The 12,422-nt window shown below is 39.3% G+C and carries 7 protein-coding genes and 1 pseudogene; 2 read left to right on the forward strand and 6 right to left on the reverse strand.

Annotated features, from left to right (window positions below):
• Positions 1-8: 8 nt before the first annotated feature.
• On the forward strand, positions 9-1,427 hold the full coding sequence (locus RDN93_RS20180) for an AAA family ATPase (protein ID WP_308747159.1): 1,419 nt from the start codon (positions 9-11) through the stop codon (positions 1,425-1,427).
• A 53-nt stretch (positions 1,428-1,480) separates the two neighbouring features.
• Positions 1,481-1,657: pseudogene (locus RDN93_RS20185) on the forward strand (ATPase); the annotation flags it as partial.
• Positions 1,658-1,794: 137 nt separating this feature from the next.
• On the opposite strand, the gene RDN93_RS20190 reads toward RDN93_RS20185, so the two are convergent.
• The 6 genes from RDN93_RS20190 to RDN93_RS20215 all read right to left on the reverse strand — a co-directional run bounded on the left by RDN93_RS20190 (position 1,795) and on the right by RDN93_RS20215 (position 12,229).
• Positions 1,795-3,291, reverse strand: coding sequence for a BACON domain-containing protein (locus tag RDN93_RS20190; RefSeq protein WP_308747153.1), 1,497 nt, complete (start codon positions 3,289-3,291; stop codon positions 1,795-1,797).
• Positions 3,292-3,328: 37 nt separating this feature from the next.
• On the reverse strand, positions 3,329-4,756 hold the full coding sequence (locus RDN93_RS20195) for a BT_3987 domain-containing protein (RefSeq protein ID WP_308747154.1): 1,428 nt from the start codon (positions 4,754-4,756) through the stop codon (positions 3,329-3,331).
• 42 nt (positions 4,757-4,798) lie between these two features.
• A complete protein-coding gene (locus tag RDN93_RS20200) occupies positions 4,799-5,971 on the reverse strand; it encodes a DUF1735 and LamG domain-containing protein (protein WP_308747155.1) in 1,173 nt (390 codons plus the stop codon).
• Between the two features lie 10 nt (positions 5,972-5,981).
• Positions 5,982-7,085, reverse strand: coding sequence for a glycoside hydrolase family 18 (locus RDN93_RS20205; protein WP_308747156.1), 1,104 nt, complete (start codon positions 7,083-7,085; stop codon positions 5,982-5,984).
• Positions 7,086-7,233: 148 nt separating this feature from the next.
• Positions 7,234-8,823, reverse strand: coding sequence for a RagB/SusD family nutrient uptake outer membrane protein (locus RDN93_RS20210; protein WP_308747157.1), 1,590 nt, complete (start codon positions 8,821-8,823; stop codon positions 7,234-7,236).
• A gap of 13 nt (positions 8,824-8,836) precedes the next feature.
• Positions 8,837-12,229, reverse strand: coding sequence for a TonB-dependent receptor (locus tag RDN93_RS20215; protein ID WP_308747158.1), 3,393 nt, complete (start codon positions 12,227-12,229; stop codon positions 8,837-8,839).
• Between the last annotated feature and the right edge of the window lie 193 nt (positions 12,230-12,422).

Below are 12,422 nucleotides of genomic sequence, written 5' to 3' on the forward strand. Positions count from 1 at the left end.
GTACAAAAATGATAAATAACTATTTAGAAAGGCAAATTAAGGAAAATTTTCCTTACCAACCAACTTTAGAGCAGGAAATTGCTGTAAAATCTCTTTCAGAGTTTCTTCTGTCTACTTTGGCGGACGAAGTTTTTATCCTCAGAGGTTATGCCGGAACAGGTAAAACATCTCTAGTCGGAGCATTGGTGAAAACAATGGAACAGTTGCAGCAAAAATCTGTTTTGTTGGCTCCGACGGGCCGTGCGGCGAAAGTCTTTTCAACATATGCGGGACATTCGGCTTTTACTATCCATAAGAAAATATACAGACAACAATCCTTCTCCAACGAACTGAGTAATTTTTCAATCAATGACAATTTGGCTACAAATACATTGTTCATAGTTGATGAGGCTTCAATGATTTCTAATGAGGGGCTATCGGGCAGTGTATTTGGCACAGGACGTTTGTTGGATGACTTGGTGCAGTTCGTATATTCGGGGCAAGGATGCCGTCTTTTGTTGATGGGAGATACGGCACAGCTTCCTCCGGTAGGAGAGGAGTTGAGCCCGGCGCTTTTTACCGATGCATTGAAAGGCTATGGTCTTGAAGTACGCGAGGTCGATTTGACTCAGGTAGTCCGGCAAGTACAAGAATCCGGTATTTTATGGAATGCTACGCGACTCAGGCAATTAATTGCGGAAGATGAATGTTACTCTTTACCTAAGATAAAGGTGGCAGGTTTCCCCGACATAAAAGTAGTGCCGGGGACGGAATTGATTGACGAACTGAACAATTGCTATGATCATGACGGGATGGACGAGACGATTGTGATTTGTCGCTCAAATAAACGTGCGAATCTGTATAATGGCGGAATACGTGCACAGATTCTTTGGCGTGAAGATGAACTGAATACAGGAGATATGTTGATGGTTGCCAAGAATAACTATTATTGGACGGAAAAGTATAAAGAAATGGATTTCATAGCCAATGGTGAAATTGCTGTTGTCCGTCGTGTCCGTCGCACCCGTGAAATGTACGGTTTTCGTTTTGCAGAAGTCACCCTCCGATTTCCCGACCAGAATGATTTTGAGCTGGATGCTAATTTGTTGTTGGATACTTTGCATTCTGACTCTCCTGCATTGCCTAAAGCGGATAATGACCGCTTGTTTTATACGGTGCTTGAAGATTATATAGATATTCCCAATAAGCGTGATCGGATGAAGAAGATGAAAGCTGATCCGCATTATAATGCATTGCAAGTGAAATATGCATATGCAATAACGTGCCATAAGGCACAGGGTGGCCAGTGGCAGAATGTGTTTTTGGATCAGGGATATATGACGGATGAGTATTTGACTCCCGATTATTTCCGGTGGCTGTATACAGCTTTTACTCGGGCGACAAAGACGCTGTATTTGGTGAATTATCCGAAGGAGCAGGTGGAATAGTTGCCTTGGATAAATAAGTATAATATGGAAATACCTTTTTTATGGTCGCATAGTCTTCTATAGAAGTGCTGAATAAATATAAACAGGGGACATCTGCCAATATCAAAAATTTGCGTAAGGCAACATTGGAGAAAGATTTAATTGATATACTCTCTGGGAATGTAATTGAAATTCAGGACCCGGCATTTGAGTATTGGTTGAAGTATGTGTATAAATATCATAGTAATTGAAATATGAAAACAGCAATAATCAAGTTTCGGACTTTACTATTGCTGTTTTCTATTCATAAAGACTTTTATAATGTCTCTCTTGGTGATATTTTAATCACTTATTAATGAGTCATACCTATTGAAAACTGTTCGTTAAATCATTTACGTTCAATTTTGTATTCGGTAGCAAGTTCCAAGTTTGGGATAGTTTGGTCAGGTTTCAGGTAAAGAGTCTCTACATATTTTCCATTAAATTTGAAAGTATGCAATACCGGACATTGAGTCAGGTCAATACGTTCGACATAATCGTTACCTGGACGTTGTACTTTCATGTTGATTGCTTGGAGGTTGTCACTGATAAACACTAAATCTTCACAACCGGAACCGAAATATTTGGCGGATAATAAATCAAATGAAGTGATCGGATTATCTCCAAAATTGAATTCTTTTATATAAATAGTGGCAGTATTTGTAATTGTCAGTGACGTTACTTTATGCAGCTTGGATATGTCTACTTTTTCTAAATCCCTGCTACCTTTTATCTGTATGGTAGTCAGGTTGGGGAAGTATTCCAATCCGTTGAGATCGTCTATCGTCGTTTCTGTACAAATAAATTCGGTTGCCTTCATTCCAGCTTCTGTAATTATACCTTCATTTTCGGCTAATTTCACCAACCATCCGTTTGCTTCGGCATATTCTGCGATATCACTGTTTGAAATAGATGCAATCGGTGTATTCGGATCTGCTTGGACGATACTGATTTCTGCATTTTTCAAACTGTTTTCCACACGGACAGAACCGACTCTGGCATTTGAAGCAGCCAAAAGTTTGTAGGATAATGTGCTGGTTGTTATACCTCTGTCATCTGTTTGTTGCTTGGAAATCGTTTGATTAGTAATCCATTCTGCGCCGCTTACAACTGAAGGCGTATACTCGAGATTACTTTCTACCGTGAAGGAAATAGTTTGTTCCGATAAATCATATTTCTGCGATGTCTCTGACGGGGTGATTGTAAAGTAAGGTACACAGGCTTGTGTGATATTTACTACTATCGGTTCGTCAAGAAGCGGACTTTCCAGAGTAACATCGGCTGAACGGATTTTGTATGTTTCGTTTTCGGCAACGGAGAACAATAGTGTTGTTTTACCGATAAATTCGCTTTGTTTTTCTAATGTCAGCCACTCCTTGCTGTCGTCGCTGTAAGTAATGGTAAGATCGGAAACATTACTTTCAAACTTGATAGACACATCACTTTTCTTTCGGGGCAAATCGATTTTTTGTTCGGTTAGTAAGTCTACAGCATATACTGGGGAACATTCCACTTGTAGGGGGACTACTGTAGAACCAACGAAGAATTTGAAAGTTGCAGTGCGGATTTCATCCAACGAGTTGGGATCAATGGTGAATGTAACTTCGTCTCCACTTTTTCCTGATGTAGCTGATGGGTGTGCCCAGTCGTATGTGCCTGCTAATCTCCAGTCGTTCGAACTTGTGACGGTTACGGCAACTTCGCCTCCTAAACCGTTTATTTTTATTTCATTTGTTGATAATGAAAGCGAGTCATTCATTTCATTTACCGGTTCGTCGCTATCAGAGCAACCCCACAGAAAGAGGGTTGCTGACAATACTATCGATATTCTTTTTAATAGATTCATTTTATGTATTTTATTTAAGCGTTAAAAGAGTAATATATTAGCGTGCCGTACGAACAGTACTGTTTTTGGGATAATAATAACTTGGACGTATAAGGCTCTCATCATACAATCCTAAGCAAACATTTTCGCAATATTTTAGCTGGTCTTTTTTCTCTTCGTCCGAAATGTATTTAGGAGGAGTGGGAGAGAAAAACATATAGTAACCATATCCTTTATTCTTTTTGGAACGTGCAGTGCTGGTACTTGTATCTCCGCTATCCCGAAAGAGCTCAATAGACATACCTGCACATTGTTTCAATGTCATACCTATGCCTGGATCTTCTGATCTTCCATAATCTGCTACAGAATAGTCGCAATATTGTCCGGGTTCTACTCCATCGATAATTTTTAGTTTATCGGCATGTAAACTTCCCAAACTATATAGTGATACAATCTTTTCCGGCATGGCTTTCTTACATTCATACATTAAGCGGGAACCAGCTTCTACAGAGTGCTCCGCCAGCCAAGGATTGGAAAGCACCGGATCATTCGAATATTCATCGTCAAAAGCTACACCGTCCAAGTTATATCCACGACAATAAGCGGCTATTTCACGGGCAAACTCTTTGGCTCCCATTTCAGAAAGTTGGGCTACGCCTGCTTGATCATGATTTCCCAGGATACTGATGATAACCCTCATACCAGCTTTGCGGAGTGGCTGGAGATACTCATCATTGTGGTCGAGTAGGAATTGTACATTATCGTTATTAGATATATATACTCGTTGTTTTTTGGCATCCCAGTTTATATTGGCTGCAAAAAGAACTACGTCATCAAAGAAATATTTGCCACTGGCTGTTTTGAATTCTAATGCATTAAGAGGATTTGCATCATTCACTTCAAAGTAAATTACGGTTTTTACAGCATCTTCTCCTTTGTTATGATTGGCTTTATGACGACAATCCTGTACTAACAATACCATATGTTTGGACATTTCGGAAAATGAGATACTTTCGGTCGGTGAAGTTGCAGTCAATGGGACGATGTACGTTTTATCTTCTTCCATACCTTCAAAAGCAGTAAGTGTTACTTTCAGACCGGGAGTTGTCGTGTCATCCGGTGCGAGCAGACAAGCACCGTTGTTGGTGATTGTTACATTTTCTGCAGGAAACATTTCGAAATCCGTATTGTGGATGGCATTGTAGGTGGTTACGTAGGATTCGTCTACGGTAATTGTTACATCTACTCCCGTTTTCGGTTGTTTAGAAAGACGAAATACAATATCTGTTGATTGTTCGTCATTGCGCAGTTCCACTATTGAGTTGTTTTTGTTAGTGGCTGCATCAAGCAACATGCCGTTGATTTGTGTAGCAGAAAGATAAGCGCTTTCATCTGCTGTAAATTCAAGTTCTTCATCACAGGATGTAAAAAGCCCTGCGGTAAATACTGCCAATGGCAGAAAAGCATATTTAATGTGGTTTATCATATTCATATTCTGTTAAAAGATTATTTGTAAAGAGGTAACAGGTTATTTTTCGGGTAAGGTAACGAATTCCCATTTTGGAAGATTCTCGATGGTCAAGTCATACCCGCTTGCGCTATGGTCTTTCACTGTTTGTCCTTCGCCTTCATCAAATTTCCAGTATGCTATCAAGCCTTCTGAGGCAGGATCTGCAGTATAGAAATGATTGACAGCTTGAATTTCTTCGGCTGTAAGAGCACGGTTCCAAATACGCACTTCGGCTACTGAACCGTTGAAGAACCGTTGTTCATTGTAAGAATATCCAATCCAGAAACAGCGTGCTTGTCCACCGCTTTCGTCCGAATGTTTGGTTCCTAAGCTGACTGTATTCAATCTTGAGAATTTTTTGGAGGCTTTTTCTATTCCGTCAATATATATCTTTGCCTCTCCTTCCTTGAAGGTGACAGCTACATGATACCATTTGTTGCCGTCAAACTGTAAGTCGGAGTTGGTAAGATTCCCGTTAGAAGTAGCGAGTTGAAGCTGGTTAGAAGGTACGCCTGCGTCGCCGATACGAAGTAGATACTTGCCTTCGATACCCATCAGTGTGCTTATCTCATTTTTGAGTTGAGAGGCTTTAAAGAGTAGCTCCAGCGTATTTTCTTTCATGTTATTGAATCTTTCATCATTGTTGAAGTCTGGGTAGGCACGATTTTCGTTTAGATTGCACACTACGTTGATAAGTGAGGCTCCATGAAACACATAGTAATAATTTTTAGCGCTTTGCAGTACTTCGATTCCTTCGACAGACTGGATGGTGACGGGTAATACATAAGTGAAGTCTGCATCCAGTTCTCCCGTGTTGATAAATTGGATAGGCAGTATGTTGCTGGAAACAGCACCGGCTTTAATAGTCACTTTGTTCTCTTCCATTACATAATGTGTTTCGGGAAGTAGTATGGCTGCCTCATCGTAATATGCACTCCGGTAGGTATCTAGTAATTCCGGTGCCGCTGCCATTGTTACTTTGATATCATGTGCTTCCGGTTTGGCTATTTCCACCGAAAGTCCTTTTACTATATTGGTGTCTCCTGCCTTGAACAGGATTTCCTGAGTGAAGGCTGTTGTGGAAAGGAAAAGTTTATTGTCGTAATGCTGTTCGTCTTCATTACTCTGACATCCAGTCAAGGTGATGGAGAAAGCGATGAACATCATCATTATTAATTTATTCAGTTTCATAACTTGTTTTTTATTTAGCGGTTGGACTAAGGATATTAATTGCTTCTCTGACGTTGGGGTATATTTTTGCGGGATTGAAATAATCCTGCTCTACTCCATCCACAGAGATTCCGGCTTTTATATAATTGGGTACTTCTTGCAGAGTCCATTCGGCAGCGGCAACGATGGCAGATCTCCCATCCACCACACCATATTGGTCACCCATGTTGCTGAGATATGGAGTGGTTACTCCCATAATAAAGCGGTCGGTCGGTACGCCTTTGGCGGATGCCATCAGTACGAGATAAGACATTTCGTAGAGATTTTTGGCACTGTGGGCGTTGACAATGACATACTTGCTTTCTACCAATATCTCTTTACCGATGACGTTTTGCGGACTTCCTTTGAAGACAATCTCTTTTCCTGCATGGGCGGCTTTCCATTCTGTCAATAAGTTGAAGAATGCGCCTTGGCGTGCTGTTTCAGTAGCTGTCTTTTTTTCATCCTGCAACAGGGAGTTGAGGTCGAAGCCGGTGAAGTTAATCACTATACCGTCTGTTCCCAGTGCATTGATGGCATCCAATTGCCGGGCTGTTTCTTTTTTACAGTATTCAATGAAACGCCGTGCGTTGACAATAGCCGGATCTTCATCTGGTGTTTCATCTTCGCTCTCTAGTTCGTTTTCCTTCTCTGAAGTTTCCGTGTTGGAGGCATCTTCCGCCTCTTTTTCAAGAATGGCTTGCCATGCACTTTCAATGGCGTCAAAGTTGATCAGTCCTAATACTTTTGTTCCTTTTTTGCGGATTTCATCCATTTCGGTGATATGTATCTCGTTCACGTCGAAGATGTTGTTCAGGCAGATATAATCTATACTGTCGGGCAGTGCCGTGAGATGTTGGCTCTGATTAGTGGGAGCAGTGCTAAGATTATTCATGGAAACAATGACAATAGCATGCTCACTAGACTTGAAGTCGTTGAGTGACTTCAAGTATTGGGTATATAGTGCTGGATTCTGCTCTTGGATGGAAGGGTAACGAAGAGTGATACTTTCCGGTTCAGTCCAATCCGAACAGGCAGCCAGCATCATCAGGCATGCGATGAGTGCAGGAAGAGTATGTTTGAATATCTTTTTCATATAACTACGGTATAAAATATTTTTTATTTACAGGATTTGTTTCACTAAGTTTCACAAGGACTTGGTGTATAAATCTGGATTTTGCATCTCTGATATTACATTGATAAATATATTATTCATACAATATTGAATGATTAAAGGTTAATCACTAAGGTTTACATGCCCACCATAAATCAGTAGCCATATTATCTGCTCTCTTCAGATAATTGTTAACAGCATATTGTACATTGACTGTATTGTCTATATATTCTGCAGATGGATAAGGCATACGACGTGCTCCTTTTTTATTATCCACAGTTCCACCACTCATGTTGCCTTCGTCAGTAGTCGGAATCAATTTAGGATAACCTGTACGGCGATAATCCGCCCATGCTTCATTTCCTAACATCCAATTAGCTATCCATTTCTGAGTAATGATCCGTTCCTGTTTCACCTCATCGGTAGAAGACTCATCCCATTTTATCGTAATTGTTGAAAGCTGAGAATTGTATGAGTTGAGTCCGGAAGGATCTGTATAGGTGGTTGGTATCTTGCTTTCATCATTCAAATATTCTTCAGGGTTACCAGCGCTCCATTGTTCAAATGAAAGACGTATTCCTTGATTATAGAAATCACGTGCTTCTCCTCCCATATCAAACTTGAATATAGCTTTTCCTTCAGCTCTTAGAAAAGCAACTTCTGCTGCATTCATCCAAAGGATAGGATCGGAAGCTGAGATTTTTATCTTGGAATAGTTTATAAAATAATCTTTCACTTTTTCAAGGTTAATGCCTCGGCGCAATCCGACATATTCTTGGTCTTCCCAACCAGATTTCTCAAAATAAGCAGCACGACGTGCATCCGCATAACCATTCATATAGCAAACAATATCTGCTGCTACATGGCTGTCACCACCACTTGTTTCTTCATTATATCGAACAGCTGTATACAGTGGATTAGGTATTGTACCGAAATAATTCCATTTAGCATTATCCTCATTGGATTCTATTACACCAAATTCATGTTTCACTGCACTTTCGGCCATCTCTTGAGCTAATTTTTTATTAGCATAGGAAATCCGGATAGCTAAACGTAGTTTTAGTGAATTGGCAAACTTAATCCATTTCGGTACATTTCCGTCATATACGTGGTCTGCAGTAGCCACAAGAGCCGAACCACTATTTTCTGTCAGGATTTCTATTGCATGATTCAACTCCTCAAAGAACTTATTGTAAACTTCCTCTTGAGAATCGTAAGGAATGGTTATTTTTCCGTCTGCTCCAATTTTAGAATAAGGTATAGGACCATAAGTATCGGTCACACGACTCATTGCCGCTACTTTTATAATTTCAGCAATGGCATAAGGGACCGGATTGTTAGTAGCTTCAGATACACTTTTTACTGTTGACAAGTTACTATATAGAACCGGGATAACTTTATCACTTTTCAAGAAAACCCTTGTCCAGTCATCTGTCGGATTGAAATTAGAAATTGTAAATGCCCATGCACTCTTGGAGTCGGCAAAGTAACCTCCACATGGTCCTCCCAGCAAACAATCTGTAAACTGTGCTGTATTAACATCACTAGATACAACACAACCAGCCAAATTGCTCATTGCAGAACCCAAAGCGTAATCATCAGCTGCTAAACTTCCCGGTTGATATGGATTGGAGTTTATATCCATATATTGACTAGTGCAAGATATGAAAGATATGGTCAATGCCCCCAAAAACAGTTTATTTATTATATTATTTCTCATATTAATGCATTGTTTAGAATTTGAAACTTAGACTAAATCCTATATTACGTAAAGATGGCATCATAAAGTAGTCTATTCCTTGATAGAAGTTATCTGTAGAAGCAATACTTTCCGGATCGAATGGCGCTTTATTGTAGATCATCCAAAGATTACGCCCAATCATAGATATTTTAATGTCGCAAATATTATGCAACATCTTTCGAGGGAAAGTATATCCGAATGATACTTCTTGTAAACGGACATTAGTTGCAGAATAGGTGTAATATTGTGGAACTGAAGTTCCGCCACCGATAATTCCATACCATGTTTCCGGATTAACGCGGTCATTGCCGTTGACGAGCACATATCCATGATCTCTAGCTTCAGCAGTTGCCTCAGAAACACCGTAATAATCAAGCATAGCTTGTGTTCGTGAAAATACAACTCCTCCCAAACGTGCAGAAACAAGGAAACCTGCATTAAAATTATTCCAACTAAAATTATTACGCCAAGCTAAATTACCTTTGGGTAATACACTTCCTAGTTTTATATACTTTTTAGGGTCCTTGATTGTTTCGGTTGTCATTTTACCAGCTTGATCAATGTATATTTTATTATTAGTATCCCGTTTTAAATCAATAAAAGAATACAAGTCGCCCATACTGCCACCTTCCTTTAATAAGAAACGAGCTTCACCTAAACCTCCCATGTTGAGTGTGCCAATAGAGAAGTTTTCTCCTGTGATAGGATTAATAGCGTCGCTGGCCAAAGTTAAGATTTTATTCCTATTCATAGAAAATGTGAATCCGGTGTCCCAAGTGAATTTATTCCATGTATTTTTATATCCTAATGAAAGCTCGATACCTTGATTACGTACCGCTCCTGTTTGAATATACATAGCTGACCATCCACTGACTGGCAACTGTGGATTAAATGTCTGATTCATTGTTTTAGCATTATAATATGTAATGTCTAAATCAAAATTCTTCAAGAAGCGCATGGTTAATCCGACCTCAAATGATTGAGTTCGTTCTGGTTTCAAATTATATAAAGGATATTGGGTCATGATACTCCATTGAGCTGAGTTAGCAGTCCATTCATAACGAGGATTGGCCAAATATCTTCCGAAAGCACTACCTACAGATGCCCAGGAACCACGTAGTTTCATATAAGACAGATAATCTTTATTCAACTTTGGCATCAGTTCAGAAAGAACCACAGAAGCACCGACTGACGGGTAGAAAAAAGATTTGCTTTTCGAATTTGGTCCAGCTAACTGTGAGGGCCAGTCATTACGTCCTGTTAAAGTTATATAGTAGGTACTTTTATATCCTAATTCGGCAGAAGCAAATATAGATTGAGTCTGCTCTCTCCATCCCTCTTGCATACGTTCTGTTTTGCTAGGACTTAAATTTTGTATAGCAAAGAAGTTGGTTAAGCCTACAGTTTCACCTTTAAATGAATCGGTACCATCAGCAATCGGACCACGTACTTTCATTGCATCAGAACGTATATCGGAGAAAGAACCACCAACGTTTGCCTGCAATGAAATGATTTCACCAAACATTTTATTAATATTCACAAGGAAGTCTGCGTACAACTGCTTATCATTTGTTCGGGTAATTCCGTATAAGCCGCGAGACGACTTTTCCGTCAATTGAGTATTGGTGGAAGCATAGAACTTTTCTGTATAATCATTATTAGAATTATCCAAACGAACGCGACCGGAAACGCTCAACCAATCTAATATCTGATAACTTAAATTAGCATTCAGCATATAACGATCTTTTTTGTTCTCACGCAGATTGCGATAATTTACCCAATATGGATTTTGCATAGTCATGGCTTCATCACCAACGGGCCAATATTGAGTATAAATTTTGCGAGCCGGGTCGTAACGTTCGTACATACTAATATCTTCCCAGTCATTGCCACGCGGAAATAAATAAGCTCCTACTAACGGGTTATTATACGTACCTTGGTTCGTCATATTTCTATCATTTTGTAGAATATAACTTGCTCCGAAATCCAATGTCATTTTATCATCTAAAAAAGATGTTGTATTTCGGACTGTAAAGTTATAACGATTGTACTTGTTATTAGGAACAATACCTTTTGAATTTACGGCTGCTGCTGAAGCATATGTCTGATTTTTCTCTGTTCCGGTAGAAAATGAGACGCTTTCTGTAGCAATAACACCTGTTTGGAAATAGTCATCTTGAGGATTATAGCCAAAATAGTTGGTTTCTGTTAGTTTACGACCCCAGCTACGTGCCCCGGAAACATTCTGAACACCTTCCATACCTGTTCCATAACGGGTCTGAAAACGTGGCATAATAAAAGGAGATGTCAATTCAGTGTTTGAATTGACTGTAATATTAACCTTTCCTTCTTTTCCTTTTTTAGTCGTGATTACAATTGCGCCATTAGCAGCTTCCGAACCGTACAAAGCTGCTGCGGCAGCACCAGTCAAGACTGACATTGATTCAATATCTTCCGGATTGATATCGGCGATAGGCTCACTGGCGCCACGTGAGTCAAATTCCGTACCTCCACTTTTTGTTGAACGTCCTGAGAAAATGGGTACACCATCTATTACGTACAATGCATTAGAAGATTGCATAATTGATTTTGTACCACGCATCACTACTTTTGAAACACCACCAACACCTGATGAAGAGGCATTGATATTGACACCTGCTACTTTTCCACTTAAAGAATTGACAAAATTTGCATCTTTGTTAGATGTAATTTCATTTGTATTAACTTGTTGTACGTTATAACTTAAAGCTTTCTCCGAACGCTTGATACCCAATGCTGTAACAACGACTTCGTCTATTACTTGTGTATCATCCAACATCGTAATATTTATGGCTATCTGTCCTTTTAATGGAATTTCTTGTGTCTTATAACCTATATAAGAATAAACAAGGATAGGATTAAGACTTTTGGTAACGACTTTGTAATTCCCATCTAAATCTGTTATTGCACCATCCGTTGTCCCTTTAATCAAGATACTGACACCAATCAAGGGTTCTCCTTTAGCATCCAAGACTTGTCCGGTAATAGTACGCTCTTTCCCGGTTGATTGTTGTGTTGGATCAGGGCCCCCTTTTTCCGACAGATAAATAATATTCTCTTCTATTTTATAAGAGATATCTTTATTTTTCAGAAGTGTGTTTAAAACTTGCTCTAAAGAGGCATCTTTTACCTTTAGAGGTTCAACGACAATAGTTGATAATTTGTCATTGTAAAAGAATTGATACTTTGATTGTGCCTGAATTTGTTTAATCACACTCCCTAAAGTTGTACGAGGAGTCGATAAGGTCAACTGTGCCGCAGCCCATTGTACAGGAACTGCTATCAACAAAAGAATCAATAAAGCTCGAAATAGCTTCGACTTTTGAAGCGAATGTTTGCTTTCCATACATTTTATTTAATGGTTATACATTTTATTGAACTCCAAGGAAAGGTGTCGACTTTCCTTCCCTTTGCTAATAAAACAACACTAATTTAATAAACACTTAGTTGAATTCATTACTGTCCCGTAAAAGTGGATAAATAATTCTTTGAAATAATTGAAATATAGTCTATTAGATACTACTTTTTAGGCGCGACGA

Source organism: uncultured Bacteroides sp., from assembly GCF_902491285.1.
In the GTDB taxonomy this organism is placed as follows: Bacteria; Bacteroidota; Bacteroidia; order Bacteroidales; family Bacteroidaceae; genus Bacteroides.

Coding starts and splice junctions, on each gene's coding strand:
- RDN93_RS20180 (WP_308747159.1), top strand. CDS start 9: ATGATAAATAACTATTTAGAAAGGCAAATTAAGGAAAATTTTCCTTAC.
- RDN93_RS20190 (WP_308747153.1), bottom strand. CDS start 3,291: ATGAATCTATTAAAAAGAATATCGATAGTATTGTCAGCAACCCTCTTT.
- RDN93_RS20195 (WP_308747154.1), bottom strand. CDS start 4,756: ATGATAAACCACATTAAATATGCTTTTCTGCCATTGGCAGTATTTACC.
- RDN93_RS20200 (WP_308747155.1), bottom strand. CDS start 5,971: ATGAAACTGAATAAATTAATAATGATGATGTTCATCGCTTTCTCCATC.
- RDN93_RS20205 (WP_308747156.1), bottom strand. CDS start 7,085: ATGAAAAAGATATTCAAACATACTCTTCCTGCACTCATCGCATGCCTG.
- RDN93_RS20210 (WP_308747157.1), bottom strand. CDS start 8,823: ATGAGAAATAATATAATAAATAAACTGTTTTTGGGGGCATTGACCATA.
- RDN93_RS20215 (WP_308747158.1), bottom strand. CDS start 12,229: ATGGAAAGCAAACATTCGCTTCAAAAGTCGAAGCTATTTCGAGCTTTA.